The following is a 21,570-nucleotide window of genomic DNA, read 5'->3' on the forward strand; positions in this document are numbered from 1 at the left end:
CGGTGACATACTGCGCTCGGTATTCTCATGTTATCCTCCCGGTATCTTTCACCTCACGTACTAAAACTCCATGTTTGCTAAGCTTTTGCGCTCTGTCGTTATTGGTCTAATCGTTGCTGGCCTACTGCTGGTTGCGTTGCCTGTGCTACGTTCTTCCAATGCCTTGTTCGCAGACAAACATGACAATACCCGTGATGAAACGCCCGTCAGTTACAATAAGGCGGTGCGTCGTGCCGCGCCTGCCGTAGTCAATATCTACAACCGCAACATGAACGGCACCGCCAACGTGCTGTCGCTGGGTTCTGGCGTGATCATGAATGAACGCGGCTATATCCTGACCAATCGACACGTGATCAAGGATGCGCAACAAATTACCGTGGTCGTCCAGGACGGCCGCCGCTATGAGGCGCTGTTGGTCGGCTCCGACAGTCTGACCGATCTGGCAGTGCTGAAAATAGATCAGGGCAACCTGCCGGTGATCCCAATTAATAACGCGCGCACCGCGCACGTAGGTGACGTCGTGCTGGCGATTGGCAACCCTTACAACCTCGGCCAGACCGTGACTCAGGGGATCCTCAGCGCCACCGGCCGTATCAGTATGAGCACCACCGGGCGTCAGACCTTCCTGCAGACCGATGCCTCGATTAACCGCGGCAACTCCGGCGGCGCGTTGGTTAACTCCCTGGGCGAATTAATCGGTATCAATACCCTGACCTACGACAAAATCACCGACGGTGAAACACCGGAAGGCCTGGGTTTCGCCATTCCTATCGAACTGGCCACCAAGATTATGGACAAACTGATCCGCGACGGCCGCGTCATTCGGGGTTATTTCGGCATTCAGGGCAAAGAGATTATTCCGTTGCGCTCGTCCAATTCCGGCATCGATCGCCTGCAGGGCATTATCGTGACTGAAATTACTCAGGGCGGGCCGGCAGGCAACGCCGGTTTCCATATTAACGACGTGATCATCAACGTGGACAACAAGCCTGCGGTATCGGTGCTGGAAACCATGGACCAGGTAGCAGAAATCCGACCGGGTACAGAAATTCCGGTGGTGGTCCTGCGCGAAGGCAAACGCATCACGCTGAAGATGACGGTGGGCGAATTCCCGGAAGATAACAATTAAAAAGGCCCGGCAATGCCGAGCCCTCAATACTGCGTTGACTACGCCGGCGCCAGGCCCCGGCGTCAGACAAATTACTCGCCTTTCACACGCTCGATATTAGCACCCAGCGCGCGCAGCTTGTCTTCGATACGCTCATAACCACGGTCGATGTGATAGATACGATCGACGACGGTCACGCCATCGGCGATGCAACCGGCCAATACCAGGCTGGCTGAAGCACGCAGATCGGTCGCCATCACCTGAGCCCCTGACAGTTGCTCAACGCCGTGGCAAATCACGGTGTTGCTCTCGATCTCAGCGTGTGCACCCATGCGGATCAGCTCAGGCACATGCATGAAGCGGTTTTCAAAGATGGTTTCGGTGATCACACCGGTGCCTTCCGCAACCAGGTTCAGCAGGCTGAACTGAGCCTGCATATCGGTCGGGAACCCCGGGTGTGGCGCAGTACGCACGGTCACCGCTTTAGGGCGTTTGCCATGCATATCCAGACTGATCCAGTCTTCGCCCACTTCGATATCCGCACCGGCTTCGCGCAGCTTGGCCAACACGGCGTCCAGCGTATCAGGACGGGTATCTCGGCACATCACCTTGCCACCGGAAACGGCTGCAGCGATCAGGAAGGTACCGGTCTCGATGCGGTCCGGCAGAACGCGATAAACACCGCCGCCCAGACGTTCAACGCCCTCGATAGTAATGCGGTCACTGCCGGCACCGGTGATTTTTGCGCCGAGCGTGTTGAGGAAGTTAGCGGTATCGACAATTTCCGGTTCGCGAGCCGCATTCTCAATCACGGTGGTACCGGTCGCCAGGGTGGCAGCACTCATGATGGTCACGGTAGCGCCAACGCTGACCTTGTCCATAACGATGTGTGCGCCCTTCAGGCGGCCATCGACGGAAGCTTTAACATAGCCTTCTTCCAGTTTGATCTCTGCACCGAGCTGTTCCAGACCGGTAATATGCAGATCGACCGGACGCGCACCGATGGCGCAGCCGCCCGGCAGAGAAACCTGACCACGGCCGAAACGGGCAACCAACGGCCCCAACGCCCAGATAGAGGCGCGCATGGTTTTCACCAGATCGTAGGGCGCACAGAATTCGTTCACGCCGCTGGCGTCAACGAATACGGAACCGTTGCGTTCAATCTTGGTGCCTAATTGGCTGAGTAGCTTAATGGTGGTGTCGATGTCCTTCAGCTTCGGGACATTCTGCAACTCGACCGGCTCTTCCGCTAACAATGCGGCGAACAGGATCGGCAGGGCGGCGTTTTTAGCCCCGGAAATAGCCACTTCACCGCTGAGGCGGGTCCGGCCCTGCACACGAAATTTATCCATTTGACTACTCTCTGTTATCTAAACTGACGCTGCCCGCCCCGCTGGGCAAACAGCCTTAAAATCCGTTGAGTTTGCGATCTCGCTGCCACTCTTCAGGGGTGTACGCCTTAATCGACAAGGCGTGAATACGGTTGTCCGCAATGTATTCCATCAACGGCGCATAGACCGCCTGTTGTTTCTTGACGCGGCTCATGGCGGCAAACAGCTCACCGACCACGATCACCTGAAAATGGCTGCCGTCGCCGGTAACATGTGCTTCTTCCAGTGCCAATGCGCGCATCAGCACATCTTTAATCTCGCTATTTTCCATAGTATCCAGTTCTGTATCAAAAGGATCATAATCAGCCTGATATCTTAGTGGAATACGACGTTTTCTTAAACTAAAGAAAAAGCCCCTGTACAACAGGGGCTTTCTGGGGAGAAAACGTCTTCATCCAGTCGAAAATCGGGCTAACCAGCGGTATCGACAGGCATTATTGCTTGCAGATTGTACAGTGCGATCAGCGTTTTCAAGCGATCGCCGGCGCCAGAAATTTTTAATTCAACGCCATGTTGGCGTTGCTGTTCGCGCAGATGCACCAGCAGTGCCAGCCCGGACGAGTCCACCCGCTGCAGTTGCGCAACGTCGATAGCGGTTTTATCCGCCAGCAACGTTTCCCGCTGTTCCCACAGCGGCAACAGGGTTTCCCGATCCAACGCACCGCGCAGGATCAGGGTCTGTTGCTGCGATTCAAAGCTGAGTGCAGCTGACATCAGTTTTTCTGATCCAGAGTAATCGGCTGAGCCGCCGCCGCCTGCAGCTGCTTGGTCAGGCCGTCGATCCCCTGGGTACGCAGCGTAGAAGCCCACTCGTTCTGCTTGGTGGTGATCATGCTGACGCCTTCGGCGATCATGTCATAAGCCTGCCAGTTACCGGTTTTGGTGTTTTTACGCCACTGGAAGTCCAGACGCACCGGCGGACGACCGCCATTGTCGATGATGGTCACGCGGATAGCTACAATGCTGGCGTCGCCCAGCGGCTTCTCTGGCTCAATCTGATAAGTTTGGCCGTGGTACATCGCCAGCGCCTGGCCGTAAGCCTGTTCCAGGTAGGCCTGGAATGCGGTGAAGTAGGCTTCACGCTGCGCCGGCGTCGCTTCTTTGTAAAAACGACCCAGCACCAGCGCACCGGCGTATTTGACCTGCACAAACGGCATCAGCTCCTGATGCACCACGGAACGCAGGTAGTTAGGGTCCTGCTTGATCTTCGGCTGTTCGGTTTTCAGACGGGTGAAGGTCTTCTCAGCCGCGTCTTGCATCAGGCTGTAAGGATTGGTCTGATCGACCGCATTCGCCAGCGGTGCGACCACCAGCAGGGCAACCATAAGTAAACGTTTAAACATGCAGGTTTCCTCTCTTAATGAATAGGGGCAGCGGCTTGTGGAGCTGCACCGGCAGCCGGCTGAGCAGCCGCGTCTCCCGTTTTGGCAGCATCATCCTGACCGCCGCTCTTATACAGGAACTGGCCGATCAGATCTTCCAGAACCATGGCTGATTTGGTGTCCTGAATCGTGCCGCCATCTTTCAAGATGGCCGTGCCCATATCCGGATCTTCAAAACCGACGTTCAGCGCCAGATATTGCTCCCCCAACAGGCCGGAGGTACGGATCGCCAGTGAGCTGGTGTCCGGGATCTGGTCGTATTTATCCTGGATATCCAGGGCTACGCGCGGCGTATAGGTTTTAGGATCGAGCGTAATATCAGCCACTCGACCAATCATCACACCGCCGATTTTCACCGGAGAACGCGCTTTCAAACCACCGATGTTATCGAAGGTCGCGTAGATGCGGTATGTTGGCTCGTTACCGATCGATTTAATGTTCGCCACTTGCAGGCACAAAAACACGATGGCGCACAGCGCGATCAGCATAAATGCCCCAACCCAGATTTCACTCTTCTTCGTTTGCATCGAATCAATTCCCAAACATCAGTGCTGTCAGCACGAAATCCAATCCCAACACCGCCAGTGACGAATGTACCACGGTACGGGTCGTTGCCCGGCTTATCCCTTCAGAGGTGGGTACGGCATCATACCCGTTGAAGATGGCAATCCAGGTCACGGTGATGGCAAATACCACGCTCTTGATCAGGCAGTTGAGCAAGTCTTTTTTCCACTCAACGGCGCCCTGCATGGCCGACCAGAAGAAGCCACTGTCAATGCCCTTCCAGTCTACGCCCACCACCGAGCCGCCCCAGATGCCGATAGCGACAAAAATCATCGTCAGCAAGGGCATGCTGATCAAACCGGCCCAGAAGCGCGGCGCAACGATACGCCGCAGCGGATCGACGGCCATCATTTCCAGGCTGGAGATTTGTTCCGTTGCCTTCATCAGGCCAATTTCGGCCGTCAATGCAGAGCCGGCACGCCCGGCAAACAGCAACGCGGTGACCACCGGGCCCAGTTCACGCAGTAGCGATAACGCCACCATCATGCCCAGGCTGGCTTCTGCGCTGTAAGTGGTCAGTACCAGATAACCCTGCAGCCCCAGCACCATACCGATAAACAACCCGGAAACCACGATGATCAGCAGCGACTGCACGCCAACGCTGTGCAACTGCTTGAGCAACAGTGGCCACTGCCTGCGCGGCTCAGGCCGCCCGACCAGCGCGTTGAACAGCATCAACCCGGCACGCCCAAAGCTGGCGCTGGTGTTGATGCCACGGCGTCCTAACGACGCTAACGCCTGTAATAACATCAGCTTATTTACTCCCTAAACCTAACAGCTCGGCCTGATAATCGCCGGCCGGATAACGGAAGGGTACCGGCCCATCGGCAATACCATCCAGGAACTGGCGCACGCGTGCATCAGGATTGTTCTGTAATTGCTGCGCCGTGCCTTCGGCTATCACCCGATGATCGGCCACAATGTAAGCGTAGTCGGCGATGCTCAGCACTTCCGGCACGTCGTGCGAAACCACGATGCAGGTAATGCCCAGTGCGTGATTCAGCTCATCGATCAACTTCACCAGCACGCCCATGGTGATGGGATCCTGGCCGACGAAAGGTTCGTCGAACATGATCATCTCCGGATCGAGCGCAATCGCTCGCGCCAGTGCGGCACGGCGCGCCATACCGCCGGACAATTCATTGGGCATCAGATCGGCTGCGCCACGCAGTCCAACCGCTTCCAGCTTCATCATCACCGTGCTGCGCAGAATGGGCTCCGGCAAACGGCTATGTTCGCGCAGCGGGTACGCCACGTTTTCGAACACCGTCAGATCGGTGAACAGCGCACCAGACTGAAACAGCATGCTCATTTTCTTGCGCGCTTCATACAGTTGATGGCGAGACAACGCGGGAATGTTATCGCCATCAAACCAGATTTCACCGCTGTCCGGTGCCAGCTGACCGCCAATCAAACGCAGCAGCGTCGTTTTGCCAATGCCGGACGGCCCCATGATCGCCGTGACCTTGCCACGGGGAACCGTCAGGTTGATATCTTCGAATATCAGTCGATCGCCGCGCGTGAACGTCATGTCGCGAACTTCGACCAGATTCTCTGCCTTCTGGTGCATGTTAATTGATCCTTCACGGGTCATTTTTGCCAAATCTACCCACGATGTTAAAGCAACGGGCGCAATGCGTCTCATCTTTACAAAAACTTACCGCCATTTCGCTACCAATGGTGCCATAGGTTTTACTTTTACGCGTCACCCGGTCAAAATTGGCGCCATAACGAAAAAAAACGAAAGTGTTCATATATTAGCCGGGAAAACCCGTTGCTGCGGCTTTAACCTGCGCAACGGAGGGCAAAGCAAGATAGCCGAATTACGGCTTTTAACCAACGAACCGGGATGATACCCAACAAAGGACCCTGCATGTTTCTCGCGATAGCTTTATTAATCGTTGGTTTATTTTTACTGGTATATGGGGCAGACCGCTTAGTTTACGGTGCTGCGGTAATTTCGCGTTCACTCGGTGTGCCACCGCTGATTATCGGTATGACCATCGTCGGCATAGGCACTTCACTGCCGGAGCTGTTCGTGTCGACCACTGCGGCACTGAACGGGCAAATCGATATGGCCGTGGGGAACGTATTAGGTTCCAACATCACGAATATTTTACTGATCCTCGGCGTTGCCGCGCTGATACACCCGCTGGCGGCGCGATCCGAAGTGTTGCGGCGCGAACTGCCGCTGATGTTGGCGGTCACAGTATTGTGCGGTTTCGTGCTGATGGACGGCACGCTGAGCCGTCTGGATGGCGTGCTGCTGTTGGCCGCCGCCGCGGTATTTATTCTGTTGATGTTGAAAATTGCCCGGTTGGCGCAGCGCGAAGGCAGCGACAGCCTGACCGTGGAGCAAATCGCCGAACTGCCGCAGGACAGCAGCAACACCGTGGCGATACTGTGGCTGGTGCTGGCGTTTATCATTCTGCCGCTGTCTTCCAAAATGGTGGTCGATAACGCCACGGTCATCGCGCACTATTTCGGTATGAGTGAGTTGGTGGTCGGCCTGACCGTCATCGCCATCGGCACCAGCTTGCCAGAGTTGGCTACATCCATCGCCGGGGCACTCAAGGGCGAAGATGATATGGCGATTGGCAATATCATCGGCTCCAACATTTTCAACACGGTGATCGTGCTGGGCGTGCCCGCCCTGCTGTCCCCAGGTACCGTCGATGGCGCCGCCTTCCATCGCGATTACTGGGTGATGCTGGCGGTCAGCATTGTGCTCAGCGCCCTGTGCATCGGGCGGAAACATCGCATCGGCCATCTTGCCGGCGCTCTGTTATTATGTGGTTTTATTGCGTATCTTGCGGTGCTGTTTTTTAACCCTTTCGATTCATTTAGCTATACCCAATAGCCTTCGGGAGGCAGGACAGCGGCAAAAGAATGCATCCCTGCGAGCTTAGTCCGCTAAGTGACCAGACCAAACGAAAGCAGCCAACGCCCAGTATCCTGAAGGATGAAGGGTATAACCGACGGGAATGAGTATGTCGAACATTCAGTTGCAACCAGGCTTTGATTTTCAGCAGGCAGGCAAAGAAGTGCTGCAGATTGAGCGTGACGGGCTGGCCCAACTCGATCAATACATTAATGCAGACTTTACCCGTGCCTGCGAGTTGATTGCCGAGTGCAGTGGCAAAGTGGTGGTGATGGGTATGGGTAAATCCGGGCACATTGGCTGCAAAATTGCCGCCACCTTCGCCAGTACCGGAACGCCTTCGTTCTTTGTTCATCCTGCAGAGGCCAGCCATGGCGACCTCGGCATGGTGACAACTCAGGATATCGTGCTCGCCATCTCCAACTCAGGTGAGTCCAACGAAATACAGGCGCTGATCCCGGTGCTGAAGCGTCAGCAAATCCCGTTGATCTGCATGACCAACAACCCGGAAAGTTCGATGGGCAAAGCGGCGGATATTCATCTGTGCATCAAGGTGCCACAGGAGGCCTGCCCACTCGGTCTGGCACCGACCACCAGTACCACCGCTACGCTGGTGATGGGGGATGCGTTGGCCGTCGCACTGTTAAAGGCGCGCGGTTTCACGCCGGAAGATTTTGCGTTATCGCACCCGGGGGGCGCTCTGGGTCGCCGCCTGCTGCTGCGCGTCTGCGACATCATGCACAGCGGTGACGAAATTCCTCACGTCAGCGCCGATGCATCTCTGCGCGACGCGCTGCTGGAGATCACCCGAAAGAACCTGGGTATGACGGTTATCTGCGACGATTTGATGAAAATCGCCGGTATCTTTACCGACGGTGACCTGCGCCGGATATTCGATATGGGCATTAATCTCAACGAGGCGCGGATCGTCGATGTCATGACGCTCGGCGGTGTACGAGTTCGCCCGAACCTGCTGGCGGTGGACGCGCTGAATCTGATGCAGCAACGCCATATCACCGCGCTGCTGGTTGCCGATGGCGACCAATTGCTGGGTGTGGTACATATGCATGACATGCTGCGCGCCGGCGTCGTTTAACTATGGAAGAGAACTCAATGAGTCTGGTTGAAACCTGCTACGGGCCTGTAGAGCAAGACGTCATGGCGCGTGCCGGCAAAATCCGCCTGCTGATTTGTGATGTTGATGGCGTACTGTCAGACGGCCTGATTTTCATGGGCAACAATGGCGAAGAATTAAAAGCGTTCAACGTGCGTGACGGCTACGGCATCCGTTGCCTGAAAACCTCGGATATCGAAGTGGCGATCATTACCGGTCGCTCCGCCAAGCTATTGGAATACCGGGCTAAAACGCTCGGCATCACCCACCTTTATCAGGGGCAATCCGATAAGCTTTTGGCCTTCCGCGAACTGTTGGATACACTGTCGCTGACGGCGGATCAGGTCGCCTATATCGGCGATGATCTGATCGACTGGCCGGTGATGGCGCAGGTTGGCCTGGCGGTCGCGGTGGCAGATGCGCACCCGCTGCTGACGCCACGGGCCCACTATGTTACCCGCATTGACGGCGGTCGCGGTGCGGTACGTGAGCTGTGCGACATTATTCTTTTGGCTCAAAACAAGCTGGAAGACGCCAAAGGGCTATCGATATGAGTAAAACCAAACTTTGGATCACCCTGTTGCTGGCGGTGATCGCCTTGGCGCTGATTGGCTGGAACATGACGGATTTCAGTGATGATACTACGCCGGGGCCGGTGAACAGCCAGGACCCGACTTATCAGAGCCAGCACACGGTCACCATAGTGTACAATCCGACCGGCAAGCTGAGTTACAAGCTGGTGGCCGAAGACGTAAAATACTACACCGCCGATGAATTAAGCTGGTTCACCCAGCCGGTGATGACGCTGTTTGATGAAAACGCGGTGGCCACCTGGTCAGTTCGCGCCGACCGCGCCAAACTGACTAAAGACCGGATGCTGTATCTTTACGGCCACGTCGAGGTGAACAGCCTGACCACCACGTCGCAGCTGGAAAAAATTAAAACAGACAATGCTCAGGTGAACCTGGTGACCCAGGATGTGTCTTCGGATGACGAAGTGACACTTTACGGGACGAACTTCACCTCTAACGGCATGAAAATGCGTGGGAACCTGCGGGCCAAGACCGCTGAGCTGATTGATAAGGTTAAGACCAACTATGAAATTCAAAACCAACAAACCAAGCCGTAATCTGTTAATCGGCAGCTTGATTTTGGCCGCCAGCGCCCCCGCATGGGCGCTGAAGTCCGACTCCAATCAGCCGGTGAGCATCGACTCGCTGAAACAGTCTCTGGACATGCAGAGCAACGTCAGCACCTTTACCGATAACGTGGTGATCAAGCAAGGCACCATCGATATCAAAGCGGACAAAGTCGTGGTCACCCGCCCGGGCGGCGATCAGAACAAAACCTATATTGAAGCTTTCGGCAACCCGGTAACCTTCTATCAGATGCAAGACAGCGGCAAGCCGGTGAAAGGCCACGCTCAGAAGGTGCGTTACGATGTGGCGTCTCAGTTGGTGACCCTAACCGGGAACGCCTACCTGGAACAGCTCGACAGCAACGTCAAGGGCGATCGCATCACCTACCTGGTGCAACAGCAGCAAATGCAGGCGTTTAGCGATAAAGGCAAGCGCGTGACTACGGTTCTGGTACCGTCGCAGTTGCAAGACAAAAACGGGCAAAACAAGAGTAACTAATCACTTATGGCTACACTCATCGCAGAAAACCTGGCGAAAGCCTACAAGGGCCGCAAAGTCGTTGAAGACGTCAGCCTGAAAGTGAAATCCGGCGAGATCGTCGGCCTGCTGGGGCCAAACGGCGCCGGCAAGACCACCACGTTCTACATGGTGGTCGGTATCGTTCAGCGTGACGCCGGACGTATCGTGATTGACGAAGAAGACATCAGCCTGCTGCCGCTGCACGCCCGTGCGCGTCGTGGCATCGGCTATCTGCCGCAGGAAGCCTCGATCTTCCGCCGCCTGAGCGTTTACGACAACCTGATGGCGGTGCTGGAGATCCGTGACGATCTCAGCAGCGAACAGCGGGCGGACCGTGCGGTGGAGCTGATGGAAGAGTTCCATATCTCCCATCTTCGCGACAACCTGGGCCAGGCGCTGTCCGGTGGCGAACGTCGCCGCGTGGAGATCGCCCGTGCGCTGGCGGCTAACCCGAAATTCATCCTGCTGGATGAACCCTTCGCCGGGGTTGACCCGATTTCCGTTATCGACATTAAAAAAATTATCGAGCACTTGCGTGATAGCGGCCTGGGCGTGCTGATCACCGACCACAACGTGCGCGAAACGCTGGACGTGTGTGAACGCGCCTATATCGTCAGCCAGGGCAAACTGATTGCTCACGGCACGCCGGATGCTATTCTGGCCGATGAGCAGGTAAAACGCGTTTATCTGGGCGAAGAATTCCGCCTCTGAGTACCGGCGCGTCCTGATGGGCGACTGTTAACGGAAGTAGACTGAAGAATATGAAGCAAGGTTTGCAACTCAGGTTTAGCCAACAACTGGCCATGACCCCCCAGCTCCAGCAGGCCATACGCCTGCTGCAGTTGTCCACGCTTGAGCTCCAGCAGGAGATACAGCTGGCGTTAGAGAGCAATCCACTGCTTGAACAAACCGATTTGCACGAAGAAATCGACGCGAAAGAGACGACCGAAACCGAAGGTTTGGATACCCGGGAGGCGCTGGAACAAAAGGACATGCCCGAAGAGCTGCCGCTGGACGCCACCTGGGACGAGATCTATACCGCCGGAACTCCGTCAGGAACTCGCACCGATTACAGTGACGACGAACTGCCGGTGTATCAGGGTGAAACCACCCAAACCCTGCAGGATTACCTGATGTGGCAGGTGGATCTGACGCCGTTTTCCGATACCGATGCTGCCATTGCCACCTCGATCGTCGACGCCGTCGATGACACCGGCTATCTCACCGTGCCGCTGGAAGACATTCTGGAGAGCATGGGTGACGAGAATGTGACAATGGACGAAGTCGAGGCGGTATTGAAACGCGTACAGCGGTTTGATCCGGTTGGCGTCGCGGCGCGCGACCTGCGCGATTGTCTACTGGTTCAGCTATCCCAATACGCCCAAGACACGCCTTACCTGGCGGAAGCGCGCCTGATCATCAGCGAACATCTGGACTTGCTGGCTAACCACGACTTTCGCAGCCTGATGCGAACAACGCGCTCAAAAGAAGATACACTGAAAGAAGCGATGTTGCTGATCCAGTCACTCGATCCGCGTCCAGGCCAGTCGATCAACACCGGCGAATCTGAGTACGTGATCCCGGACGTGCTGGTCCGCAAAGTGCAGGATGTGTGGACGGTCGAGCTCAACAGCGACAGCATCCCAAGGCTGAAGATCAATCAGCAGTATGCTGCGCTGGGCAATAGCGCCCGTAACGACAGCGACGGTCAGTACATCCGCAGCAATTTGCAGGAAGCGAAATGGCTGATCAAGAGCCTGGAAAGCCGCAACGACACCCTGCTGAAAGTTTCGCGCTGCATCGTCGAGCAGCAGCAGGCGTTCTTTGAGCAAGGCGCGGAATTTATGAAGCCCATGGTGCTGGCGGATATCGCTCAGGCCGTGGAGATGCATGAATCGACAATCTCACGCGTGACCACGCAAAAGTTTTTGCACAGTCCGCGCGGCATTTTCGAATTGAAATATTTCTTCTCAAGCCACGTGAATACCGACAGCGGGGGCGAAGCTTCCTCTACGGCGATCCGGGCGGTGGTGAAGAAATTGATTGCGGCGGAAAATCCCGCCAAACCGCTCAGCGACAGCAAGCTGGCTACCCTGCTCTCCGATCAGGGGATCATCGTGGCGCGGCGTACCGTCGCCAAGTACCGAGAGTCTTTGTCCATCCCGCCGTCCAACCAACGTAAACAGTTGGTTTGACCTCTATTGAGAAGGAAGACACTATGCAGCTCAACATTACCGGACACCACATCGAAATCACCGAACCCTTGCGTGAGTTCGTGAACACCAAGTTCGCCAAACTCGAACAGTATTTTGACCGCATAAATCAGGTGTATGTCGTGCTTAGTGTGGAAAAAGTGCAGCAGATCGCGGAAGCGACGGTGCACGTGAATGGAGGCGAGTTGCACGCCACCTCGGAAGACGAGAACATGTATGCGGCAATTGATACCCTGATCGACAAACTGGCGCGTCAATTGAACAAACATAAAGACAAACTGAAACAACACTGACATTCTGGGCCGTTTCCGTCAGCGGGTACGGCTCAAACGTAGCCTCGGCCATCGGCGCGTTACCTGTTTGGGTACGCGCCGATAAGCCATCAGGGTTAAACAAGGCGAAAAATCACCTCACAAGCCTGCTTGCTGGTGTGGTTTTAAGTGAAGATGAGATGAACAACGAAACAATGCAGTTAAGCTCGGTATTAAATATCGAGTGCACCAGAAGCTCCGTACATTGCACCAGCAAGAAACGGGCTTTGGAAATTATCAGCGAACTGGCCGCCAAACAGCTCAATCTGCCACCTCAGGTGGTATTTGACGCGGTTCTCACCCGCGAGCGCATGGGCAGCACCGGTATCGGCAACGGTATCGCCATCCCCCATGGCAAACTGGAAGAGGACACACTGCGGGCCGTTGGCGTGTTTATTCGTCTCGACCAACCTATCGCCTTCGACGCCATTGATAACCAGCCGGTCGATCTGCTGTTCGCCCTGCTGGTGCCGGCCGACCAATGTAAAACCCATCTGCATACCCTGTCTCTGGTCGCCAAGCGTCTGGCCGACAAAACAGTATGCCGCCGCCTGCGCGCGGCGCAAAGTGACGAAGAGCTTTACCAAATCATCACCGAGTAACGCCCGGCTGGCGTGACTTCCAGCCCGGATAACGATACTGTTTAGCCATGATGGATTCCGGTTCAGGCCGGAATAATAAAGTTTCTAACGGTGGCGATAAACGCCACTGAGATGCCAGGGGGAGTTGCCACATGGTGCTGATGATTGTCAGCGGCCGTTCCGGTTCAGGGAAATCCGTCGCCTTACGGGCGCTGGAAGACATGGGTTTTTACTGCGTTGATAACCTGCCCGTGGTACTGCTGCCGCAGCTTGCCAATACGCTGGCGGAACGCAACAGCTCCGCGGCGGTAAGCATCGACGTGCGTAACATGCCGGAATCGCCGGAAGTGTTTGAATATGCGATGACCCAACTGCCGGACAGCTTTTCGCCGCAGTTGCTGTTCCTTGATGCCGACCGTAACACACTGATTCGTCGTTACAGTGATACTCGTCGCTTACACCCGCTGTCCAGCAAGAATCTGTCGCTGGAAAGCGCCATCGATGAAGAAAGCGATCTGCTGGAACCACTGCGTTCACGAGCCGATCTGATCATCGACACCTCGGAAATGTCGGTGCATGAACTGGCCGAAATGCTGCGTACCCGTTTACTGGGCAAACGCGAGCGCGAGCTGACCATGGTGTTTGAATCCTTCGGCTTTAAGCACGGTATCCCGATCGACGCCGATTACGTGTTCGACGTACGTTTCCTGCCGAACCCACACTGGGATCCTAAACTTCGCCCGATGACCGGCCTGGATAAACCCGTCGCCTCATTCCTCGATCGCCACACTGAGGTGCACAACTTTATCTACCAGACCCGCAGCTATCTGGAACAGTGGTTGCCGATGCTGGAAACCAACAACCGCAGCTATCTGACGGTGGCCATTGGTTGTACCGGCGGTAAACACCGTTCAGTCTACGTAGCGGAACAGTTGGCCGATTACTTCCGCTCTCGCGGCAAGAACGTGCAGTCACGCCACCGCACGCTGGAAAAACGCAAACAATGACGGTCAAGCAAACGGTTGAAATCAAAAATAAACTGGGTATGCACGCCCGCCCGGCGATGAAGCTGTTCGAGCTGGTGCAGAGTTTTGACGCCGAAGTGATGCTGCGTAACGACAGCGGCACCGAGGCCGAGGCCAGCAGCGTGATTGCGCTGCTGATGCTGGACTCTGCGCAGGGGCGCCATATCGAGGTGGAAGCCACCGGCCCGGATGAGGTGAAAGCGCTGGCCGCGGTGATTGAACTGATTAATTCCGGTTTTGACGAAGACTAAAATACTGGGGCGCTATTGCGCCCTTTTCATTAGACCTAACCCCTCCAGTCCTAGATCCGGCTCAAACAGTCCAGCGCCACCGCCTTGAAGCTATCGAAGTTGTTGCTGCCCAACAGGCGGCTCATTGACCGCTCGCGTACAAAGGTGACAAACAGCTCATAAATAGCCATCGCTTCTTCGTAATCGCTTTTGCTGATCGCCAACAGGAAGATCACGTGGGCGATTTCGCCCTCTCCCCAGACCACACCCTGCGGCGCCAGCAACGTCACCACCACGGTTTTTTTCGCCAACAGGCCCAGCGAGTGCGGCAGTGCGATCCCCTCGCCCAGCAGCGTGGAAACTATCGCCTCGCGCTCTACGACCGACAGATAAAAGTCATCACCCACGTAGCCTTCGCGCTCAAGTTGGCTGCACACTTTCTGGAACAATTGCGCCTGAGTCAGCGGCTCGTTCACCACCATAAAATGGTCGGCGTCGAAAAACTTCTCCAGCATATAGGGCTTGGTGCGATCCACCAGCACCAGCTTACCCAACTGTTCTAGCTGGTATTCGGTCGGGAACGGTGACATCACCACCACCGGTTTGTTCTTTTCACTGACCCGCGCGTTGGAAATGACAAAGTCTTCGTCGATATAATTGAGCACCTCGTAATCGCGTAGCGAAACGATGCGCGTCATCACCAACTGCGGGTATTTGCGTGCGATTTGCGCCTGGATCATCCGGACCGTCGAGTTGCCGGTATCGCAGACCAACATCACCTGCGGATGGCGCTCATAACCGATGTTGTAATGCCGCTCCAGGCCAACGCCAATGTGCAGTACCAAATAGCCGATCTCGTTTTCACTCAGGGTGTAAGGCGTGTATTTTCCCCAGCTCGATACGGCCGCCAGCGTCACGTCGTAGGCCATCGGGTAGTGCTGCTTGATGTTCGCCAACAGCGGGTTGGGGATATTAATCTGGTATTTCACCCGGGTGATCATGGTTTTGATGTGGGTGAGCAGATCGGCCCGCAGCTGTTTGTCCCCCTGCAGGTTGTAGTTATAGTGCGAATTGATATACGACAGGATGTAATCCACCAGCGCTTCTTCATCGTCGGCGTTGATCTCGGTCGGCTGCACCTCCTGCACACGACGCGCGGCGATGTTGACCCGTAGATAAGCCTCCTCCGCCATCGAGACCTCTTTGCCACTGGCTTTGCGTAACTCCCCGGCTAGCCAGGTAGAAGCCTTACGCACCGCGTCATCACCGTCCTCAACGTCAAAATCCGGCAACGGATAGCCGTCGGTAATGCGCCGTAATGCCACCGCACAGTAGAAAATCAGGTACTGTTCACCTTCGTCGGTCAGACGAATAGCATATTGAGACAACAGCGGATGCAGCAGCCCGGCAAAGGTCGCCACCTGCGGTTGCTGCAGGATTTCATTGTTAAGCAATGGGTTTTCGGCATCGGCCAAATGCAGTTGGAATAACAAGTCGGTCAGGCAGGCGCGGATCGCCATCTCCGAGCCGAACAGCTTCATGCCGTAGCGCGGCTTGGTCTCGATGGTCAACTGATAGTGCGCCAGGCGCTCCCTCACCTCAGCCATGTCGTTTTGCAGCGTGCCGCGGCTGACAAACCATTCGTCGGCTAAATCTTCCAGCTTCAGAGAAAAGGCTGAGGTCAAAAAACGAACCAGCAGATAGTGTACCCGCTCCTGTGCGCTGCGTGGTGTGGCGTTTTTTTTACGCTCCTGATGCTGCAGGGCGCTGAACAACCTGGCGTCATCCACCTGCAGGCGATAGCCCGCACCGCGGCTATGCACAAAGTGCGCACCATATTTTTCCAAAATATCGTTCAGCGCGGTGATATCAGCCCGCACGGTTCGGGTGGACACGGCAAAACGCTTCGCCAACTCGTCCTGCGGCAAGGTTTCAGACTGCAAAGCATCGAACAGATAGGCCAAACGCGGGTAGGGAAATCGCACCATTCTCTTTCCGTCAATTAGAGTGCCCGCCAGGAGGATCCGGCGGGCAACAAGTTATTTGGCTAGCGGCAAGAACACCATTTGCGAGGGACTACCGACCGGCGTATAGCCTTCAACAAAGCTGAGTTTGCCACTGGCCTTATCCACGCTGAAACGGGTGACGTTATCGCTGCGTTGATTCATCGCATACAGATAGCGCCCGTCCGGACTCAGCGTTAACGAGCGCGGATAATCCCCGCGCGTCCAGGTTTCCGCCACCGAATGCAGCTCGCCGCCACTGCCAACGCTGAACTGCGCGATGCTGTTATGCAGCCGATTGGCCACGTACAGATTTTTGCCATCCTCGCTCAGCACCAGGCCGGCGGCGAAGTTGGTGCCCTTATAATCGGCTGGCAGCGAAGAGACCACGTGCAACTGTTTCAGAGTACCTTTTTGGTTATCAAAACGGTAGCTGGTCAGCGTGGAAGCCTCTTCGTTCACCAGCAGCAAGGTTTTCCCGTCCGGATGGAACACGAAATGACGCGGCCCGGCGCCGGCGGAGGATGCCGCGATCCACGGCGGATCGTTCGGCGTTAACTGGCCGCTGGCATCGTCAAAGCGCCATTGATAAATACGATCCAGCCCCAGATCGGTGGAGAATACAAACTTGCCGCTCGGATCGCTGGCGATCATATGTGCATGCGGGCCGTTGTGATCGCTGATGGCAAAGCTGCCCTCCACCGCCGCCTCCGGCTTGCCGGCCCCTGCCGGTCCTTGCTGTTGCTGCACCGAACTGGCCGTGCCCAGCTTGCCGTCGCTTTCAACCGGGAAAGCCGCTACGGTGCCGCTGACGTAGTTTGCCACCAACAGATGACGACCGTTTGGCGTCAGGAAGAGATAAACCGGCCCCGCCCCCTGCGCATCAACCTGATTGAGCTGGGTCAGGCTGCCGTCCGTCGGATTGATACGGTAAGCAATAATGCCGCCATGTTGAGTCCCGTTAAAGTCCGCCACTTCGCTGGCGACATACAGCGTCTGGCCTTTGGCATCCACGGTAAGCTGTGCTGGGTTCGGCTGGCTGCTGGCCAGGGTTCTGGCGCTCAGTGCGCCGCTGACCGGATCGACCTGCACCCGGTAAACGCCTTCGCCGTTAGGGTTGTAAGTACCGATATAAGCAAAATGAGATGACGTAGATTTCATTGCATCCTCAGCATGAAGCGCCGGGCTAGCCATCGCCAGCAGCGCCAGAGTGACTGCAGTTCGCAGGGTGGAAGATGTTTGCCAGTTTCGCATAGTTATCCTGATGGTATACCCGTCGTCTTTCAAGCCACAGCGTAGTTAGCTGCAACTTGAAAGCCAGAGGGGAAAGATAGCGGCGCGGTGTGCCCGCGCCTGGGGATACAGAGCCTGCGCCTCCCTGCCTTACGTCATCCGATAATGTGCTTTAACCCACCAGCTTTTTGGTGGTCACCAGCAGGGTTTTCACGTCCTGTGGGCGGGTGTTACCGGTGCTGGAGTCGATGATTGAGCTATAGATGTGCGGGATCACGCGCTTCACGCCGGCAGCCAATGCGATCTCGACGATCGGCTCGAAGTTTTCCAGATCGATACCGCCGGTCGGTTCCAACATAAAGTCATGATCGGCACAGGCTTTGGCGACATACTCGTACTCCTCTCTGCATGCCAGGCCGCCCATCGGGAAATATTTGATTGAGCTACCGCCCATGTCTTTCAACAAGGCGATGGCGGTTTCCACCGGCACAATGCCGTCCGGCGCGGCAGCGCTCAGCGGCCCCGTCGAAATTTTTACCCAGCCAACGCGGCCGGTTGGCGACACCAGACCGTTCACCACGCTGTCATTCTGCCCCAGCAGCGCACGGCTAGCGCCCACGCCGGTAAACACCTGATTGACGTGCTGCGGCTGTACCCGCTGGGAAATCAGGCTGACCATTGCCGATTGTTTAGGATCGCCTGCGCCCAAGCCTACCGACAGCGCATTTTCTATCAGACGCGCATAACGCTGCATGTCCGCAACTGCACTGTCGACGTCCGGGTAGTTCTTGGAAAGCACCCCTACCAGCACATGCCCTTCTGCCGCCGCATAAATCTCCTGCGCGTTGTCTTTCGAACCGGCCAACACGTTGAGGCACACGCGATCGCGATAGTAGTTAGGTTGCAGCTTCATGCTTGTTTCTCCGTGAACAGATTTTTAATACAGGTGAAAACGGTCATCAGCTGTTGCTGATCAACGCTGCGCACGTCCACTTCAATCTTGCCTTCGTTAGCTTTATAGCCACGGAAGTAGATAGCGATCTCGCCGGTTTTCAGCGCCTGCACAATGTCGTAGGTCGACCATCCCAGCACCGCTTCGTCGAACGTGATTTCTGCCCGTGCGATATCACGCCCGGCGCTGTCCCAGACGGTTTTGGCGCTGATACCGGTCAGGGTATTCAGACTGTCGATAAACGGCGTCATTCTTTCCACCATCTGCTGCCCGGTGGTTTTCTCCAGCCGCAGGTAGCTTTCGATCGCCTGCGTCAAGCCGAGGATGCCCTCTTTGCCGACCTTCATCGCCCGGCCGATACCGCCGGTTTGCAGCTTCACCCATTCGACGTACTGTTTCTTGCCAATCACCAGACCGCTGGTCGGGCCTTCGATGGCCTTGGCGCCGCTGTAAACCACCAGGTCGGCTCCCATCTGGTAGTAGCACAGCAGATCTTCTTCCGCCGCGGCATCGACGATCAGCGGCAGGTTATGTTTGCGCGCCACCACCACCGCCTGCTCAACGGAAAGAATGCTTTTCTGCACGCAGTGGTGTGACTTGATATAGAGGATCGCCGCCGTTTGCGGCGTAATGCAGGCCTCGAGCTGCTCGGCGGAACACTCGTTGGCGTAACCGGCTTCAACCACCTTGCCGCCACCCAGCGCCACCATGGTATCGACCGGCGCACCAAAGTTGACGTTATGACCGCGCGGCAACACGATTTCGCGCGGAACGGTAATAGGTGCGGAGTGCAGGTTCACCAACAGGTTGGCGTTGTCTTTGACGATCAGCGCCGCCACTGACTGGGCAATGCCCGCCGAGGCGCAGGAAACCACCACCGCGCTTTCGACATTCAGCAAATTGGCGATGTAAGCGCCGGTTTTGTCGACCAGATCCTTGATTTCGAAGTAGTGGTTCATGCCGTAATCCACGGCATCAATGACGTCCTGGCGCGGCGTAGACACACCGAGTGCAGTCATGCGACCTGAAGTGTTGATCACCTGTTTTAAATTATATTTTTCATAAATCGAAGACATGAGCGGCTTTCCCTTCATCGGTTAATAGGATTTCCCCGGCCACCACGGCGGCCAGCGGAACCAGCAATTGTTGCCCCTCGGCCGACTGCCCTTCTGAATCGGCGAACACCTGTGGCCCCTGGCGGAGCTCGAACAGTGTGAAATCGGCATCGCAGCCCGGTTCTAGTCGCCCCTTATGGGACAGGTGCAGCGCCGAGGCGGCATTTTCCGTAACGCAGGCAATCACCTGCGGCAGCGATAGCCCAACGCTGAAGAATTTGGACATCACCGTCGCCAAGCTGTGTACCGGCCCGGCCATCCGGTTGCGGCAGTAGATATCGGAACTGATGGTATGCGGCAAAATGCCGAGCGCTATCGCCTGACGCGCCACCTCGAAGCTGAAGCTGGCGGTGCCGTGGCCAACATCCAGCAGGACGCCGCGCTTTAGCGCACGCTGGATAGACTCACGCAGCGTGCCCGCCGGCGTCAGAATGCGATTCGGTTTGCCGTTGTAGCAGTGAGTGATAATGTCGCCACGGGTTAGCAGATCGGCTATTTCATCCAGATCCGGCGGGTTATTGCCGATATGAACCATCAACGGCAACAGGTTATTTTCTTGCTGGATCTCTTTGGCCAGCACCAGCGGCCGGATGCCGTTCTGGCCAACGACGCTGCTGCTCATGCGCGCCTTGATGCCGATGACAAAACCGGCGTGTTTGTCGATCGCCCGGCTGACTTTCTGTTTGTCGATGTCTGCCAAATCAGCCAGTTCGTTCTGACGCAGCAGGCCGATGCGCGAAATGTTCAGGAAGGCGAAAACGTTGGTTTTGCTGCTGCGCGTCAGCGTATAAAACGCATCCACGTCGTCGGTGCCGGTGCTGCCGGCATCCACCACCGTGGTGACGCCACAGGCCGTCCCGACCAAGTCCGGTTGGTCATGGTAAATCGGCGAAGAGGGGTAGCAGTGCACGTGGGAGTCGATCCAGCCGGCGCTCAGGCGGCAGTTACCCGCCAGATCCAGTCTTCGATGGGCGTCGACGTCGTCGGCCAATTGACCCACTTCGGCAATCTTGCCGTCTTTGACCGCCAGATCCACCAGCCGATCATCCGCCAGTCTGGCGCCTGTGATTACTAAGTCATACATACCGCATTACTCCTTTTACAGCCTGGGGACGGCACCCGGTACCGCCCCAGCAATCACGTTCGTGATTAGGCGATAGCTACCGGGAAAATGGCCCCTAACAGCATCGCACCGAGGATCGCCCCACCGGTGATCGGCTTATTCCAGATATAGAACAGCAAGGCGCCAAGCAGCGAGCCGATACCGATCGGAATGGAAGCGGTCATCGCCGACAAGATGATCAACGGCCCCAGGAAACGCCCCGAGGAGTTACCGGCGCCCATCATCACGTCTGCCCCGTAGGTGGAGTTGCTCTGATTGATGGTAAATTTACGCGCCAAAATGATCAGGTAGCCAATCGCCAGGCCAATCACCAGGCCGGTCACCAGCGAGGCGGCAAAGTTAGCGACCGGGAAAATGATCCCCGCCCCCAGCAGCAGCGCCGGAACCCCCAGCCCCACGCCGGTCTGGATCGCACCGCCGATGTCCAGGATCCCCACCAGCGAACCTTCAATGATGCGCGCAAACAGGAAGCTGGCCCCGAAGGCCGCCACGGCACCGTAAACGCCAGTGTCCATTCCCGCACGCAGCATGGAAACAAAGGCCACTTCGTTAAACGCGCCGATGCCGTACAGGTAGTACATATGTGTTCCGGCGAACACGCCTGAGGAAAGCAGACCGACAAAAATCGGGAATGACCAGTCGGCATACCAGAAGCCTTTTTGGGTTTGTTCTTCCATTATCCAGCT

At 56.3% G+C, this 21,570-nt stretch carries 26 protein-coding genes; 13 read left to right on the forward strand and 13 right to left on the reverse strand.

Annotated elements, in window-relative coordinates; translation table 11 throughout:
* The first annotated feature begins 70 nt into the window (after window positions 1-70).
* Window positions 71-1,129, forward strand: coding sequence for an outer membrane-stress sensor serine endopeptidase DegS (gene degS, locus AAZT04_RS18405; protein WP_020831847.1), 1,059 nt, complete (start codon window positions 71-73; stop codon window positions 1,127-1,129).
* 71 nt (window positions 1,130-1,200) lie between these two features.
* Here the strand turns inward: degS and murA are convergent, their stop codons facing one another.
* The 7 genes from murA to mlaF form a co-directional block, all read right to left on the reverse strand.
* On the reverse strand, window positions 1,201-2,460 hold the full coding sequence (murA, locus tag AAZT04_RS18410) for a UDP-N-acetylglucosamine 1-carboxyvinyltransferase (RefSeq protein ID WP_020831849.1): 1,260 nt from the start codon (window positions 2,458-2,460) through the stop codon (window positions 1,201-1,203).
* Between the two features lie 55 nt (window positions 2,461-2,515).
* Window positions 2,516-2,770, reverse strand: a complete 255-nt coding sequence (ibaG, locus tag AAZT04_RS18415) for a BolA family iron metabolism protein IbaG (RefSeq protein WP_020831850.1) — start codon at window positions 2,768-2,770, stop codon at window positions 2,516-2,518.
* Window positions 2,771-2,910: 140 nt separating this feature from the next.
* Window positions 2,911-3,213, reverse strand: a complete 303-nt coding sequence (gene mlaB, locus AAZT04_RS18420; RefSeq protein ID WP_020831851.1) for a lipid asymmetry maintenance protein MlaB — start codon at window positions 3,211-3,213, stop codon at window positions 2,911-2,913.
* Window positions 3,213-3,842 carry a phospholipid-binding protein MlaC gene (gene mlaC, locus AAZT04_RS18425; protein WP_048759888.1) on the reverse strand — a complete coding sequence of 210 codons (630 nt, stop codon included), beginning with the start codon at window positions 3,840-3,842 and terminating at the stop codon, window positions 3,213-3,215. The genes mlaB and mlaC overlap by 1 nt, the downstream gene beginning before the upstream one ends.
* Before the next feature lie 14 nt (window positions 3,843-3,856).
* Window positions 3,857-4,408 carry an outer membrane lipid asymmetry maintenance protein MlaD gene (mlaD, locus tag AAZT04_RS18430; protein WP_041415008.1) on the reverse strand — a complete coding sequence of 184 codons (552 nt, stop codon included), beginning with the start codon at window positions 4,406-4,408 and terminating at the stop codon, window positions 3,857-3,859.
* A gap of 4 nt (window positions 4,409-4,412) precedes the next feature.
* Window positions 4,413-5,195 carry a lipid asymmetry maintenance ABC transporter permease subunit MlaE gene (mlaE, locus tag AAZT04_RS18435; RefSeq protein WP_020831857.1) on the reverse strand — a complete coding sequence of 261 codons (783 nt, stop codon included), beginning with the start codon at window positions 5,193-5,195 and terminating at the stop codon, window positions 4,413-4,415.
* Window positions 5,196-5,199: 4 nt separating this feature from the next.
* A complete protein-coding gene (gene mlaF, locus AAZT04_RS18440) occupies window positions 5,200-6,015 on the reverse strand; it encodes a phospholipid ABC transporter ATP-binding protein MlaF (protein WP_020831858.1) in 816 nt (271 codons plus the stop codon).
* Between mlaF and AAZT04_RS18445 the strand changes: the two genes are divergently transcribed.
* The 12 genes from AAZT04_RS18445 (at window position 6,014) to npr (ending at window position 14,479) form a co-directional block, all read left to right on the forward strand.
* Entirely contained in the window at window positions 6,014-6,298 is a 285-nt protein-coding gene (locus tag AAZT04_RS18445) for a hypothetical protein (protein WP_153263146.1), read from the forward strand. The two genes, mlaF and AAZT04_RS18445, sit on opposite strands and share 2 nt — an antisense overlap.
* A gap of 20 nt (window positions 6,299-6,318) precedes the next feature.
* Window positions 6,319-7,305, forward strand: coding sequence for a calcium/sodium antiporter (locus tag AAZT04_RS18450; RefSeq protein ID WP_020831860.1), 987 nt, complete (start codon window positions 6,319-6,321; stop codon window positions 7,303-7,305).
* A gap of 130 nt (window positions 7,306-7,435) precedes the next feature.
* Window positions 7,436-8,422 carry an arabinose-5-phosphate isomerase KdsD gene (kdsD, locus tag AAZT04_RS18455; RefSeq protein WP_020831861.1) on the forward strand — a complete coding sequence of 329 codons (987 nt, stop codon included), beginning with the start codon at window positions 7,436-7,438 and terminating at the stop codon, window positions 8,420-8,422.
* 17 nt (window positions 8,423-8,439) lie between these two features.
* Window positions 8,440-8,994 (forward strand): 3-deoxy-manno-octulosonate-8-phosphatase KdsC, encoded by a 555-nt coding sequence (kdsC, locus tag AAZT04_RS18460; RefSeq protein ID WP_129984015.1) that lies wholly within the window; start codon window positions 8,440-8,442, stop codon window positions 8,992-8,994.
* Complete coding sequence (lptC, locus tag AAZT04_RS18465; RefSeq protein WP_020831863.1) at window positions 8,991-9,569, forward strand: LPS export ABC transporter periplasmic protein LptC; 579 nt, start codon at window positions 8,991-8,993, stop codon at window positions 9,567-9,569. The genes kdsC and lptC overlap by 4 nt, the downstream gene beginning before the upstream one ends.
* Window positions 9,538-10,077: a lipopolysaccharide ABC transporter substrate-binding protein LptA gene (gene lptA / locus AAZT04_RS18470; protein ID WP_020831865.1), complete on the forward strand. Its 540-nt coding sequence runs from the start codon at window positions 9,538-9,540 to the stop codon at window positions 10,075-10,077. The genes lptC and lptA overlap by 32 nt, the downstream gene beginning before the upstream one ends.
* 6 nt (window positions 10,078-10,083) lie before the next feature.
* Window positions 10,084-10,809, forward strand: a complete 726-nt coding sequence (lptB, locus tag AAZT04_RS18475) for an LPS export ABC transporter ATP-binding protein (protein WP_020831867.1) — start codon at window positions 10,084-10,086, stop codon at window positions 10,807-10,809.
* A gap of 50 nt (window positions 10,810-10,859) precedes the next feature.
* Window positions 10,860-12,293, forward strand: coding sequence for an RNA polymerase factor sigma-54 (gene rpoN, locus AAZT04_RS18480; RefSeq protein ID WP_020831868.1), 1,434 nt, complete (start codon window positions 10,860-10,862; stop codon window positions 12,291-12,293).
* A gap of 23 nt (window positions 12,294-12,316) precedes the next feature.
* Complete coding sequence (gene hpf, locus AAZT04_RS18485) at window positions 12,317-12,604, forward strand: ribosome hibernation promoting factor (RefSeq protein ID WP_004948547.1); 288 nt, start codon at window positions 12,317-12,319, stop codon at window positions 12,602-12,604.
* A gap of 158 nt (window positions 12,605-12,762) precedes the next feature.
* Window positions 12,763-13,224, forward strand: a complete 462-nt coding sequence (gene ptsN, locus AAZT04_RS18490) for a PTS IIA-like nitrogen regulatory protein PtsN (protein ID WP_115060613.1) — start codon at window positions 12,763-12,765, stop codon at window positions 13,222-13,224.
* Between the two features lie 131 nt (window positions 13,225-13,355).
* Window positions 13,356-14,210, forward strand: a complete 855-nt coding sequence (gene rapZ, locus AAZT04_RS18495) for an RNase adapter RapZ (protein ID WP_012147065.1) — start codon at window positions 13,356-13,358, stop codon at window positions 14,208-14,210.
* Window positions 14,207-14,479 carry a PTS phosphocarrier protein NPr gene (gene npr / locus AAZT04_RS18500; protein WP_020831874.1) on the forward strand — a complete coding sequence of 91 codons (273 nt, stop codon included), beginning with the start codon at window positions 14,207-14,209 and terminating at the stop codon, window positions 14,477-14,479. Before rapZ ends, npr begins: the two co-directional genes overlap by 4 nt.
* Window positions 14,480-14,529: 50 nt before the next feature.
* Here the strand turns inward: npr and AAZT04_RS18505 are convergent, their stop codons facing one another.
* From AAZT04_RS18505 to AAZT04_RS18530, 6 genes are all read right to left on the reverse strand, one after another.
* A complete protein-coding gene (locus tag AAZT04_RS18505; RefSeq protein ID WP_401527376.1) occupies window positions 14,530-16,446 on the reverse strand; it encodes a BglG family transcription antiterminator in 1,917 nt (638 codons plus the stop codon).
* Between the two features lie 51 nt (window positions 16,447-16,497).
* Window positions 16,498-17,715 carry a lactonase family protein gene (locus AAZT04_RS18510; protein WP_256814144.1) on the reverse strand — a complete coding sequence of 406 codons (1,218 nt, stop codon included), beginning with the start codon at window positions 17,713-17,715 and terminating at the stop codon, window positions 16,498-16,500.
* Window positions 17,716-17,866: 151 nt separating this feature from the next.
* Window positions 17,867-18,607, reverse strand: a complete 741-nt coding sequence (gene dagF, locus AAZT04_RS18515; protein ID WP_434681264.1) for a 2-dehydro-3-deoxy-phosphogluconate aldolase — start codon at window positions 18,605-18,607, stop codon at window positions 17,867-17,869.
* The gene (locus AAZT04_RS18520) at window positions 18,604-19,722 is read right to left on the reverse strand and encodes a DgaE family pyridoxal phosphate-dependent ammonia lyase (protein ID WP_020831886.1); all 1,119 of its coding nucleotides are present in this window, start codon (window positions 19,720-19,722) and stop codon (window positions 18,604-18,606) included. The genes dagF and AAZT04_RS18520 overlap by 4 nt, the downstream gene beginning before the upstream one ends.
* On the reverse strand, window positions 19,706-20,845 hold the full coding sequence (locus AAZT04_RS18525) for an amidohydrolase/deacetylase family metallohydrolase (protein WP_434681266.1): 1,140 nt from the start codon (window positions 20,843-20,845) through the stop codon (window positions 19,706-19,708). Before AAZT04_RS18525 ends, AAZT04_RS18520 begins: the two co-directional genes overlap by 17 nt.
* 65 nt (window positions 20,846-20,910) lie before the next feature.
* Window positions 20,911-21,561: a DUF4310 family protein gene (locus AAZT04_RS18530; RefSeq protein WP_017894152.1), complete on the reverse strand. Its 651-nt coding sequence runs from the start codon at window positions 21,559-21,561 to the stop codon at window positions 20,911-20,913.
* Between the last annotated feature and the right edge of the window lie 9 nt (window positions 21,562-21,570).

It is taken from the genome of Serratia sp. Je.1.23.a (assembly GCF_051129805.1).
Classification (GTDB): domain Bacteria; phylum Pseudomonadota; class Gammaproteobacteria; order Enterobacterales; family Enterobacteriaceae; genus Serratia; species Serratia liquefaciens.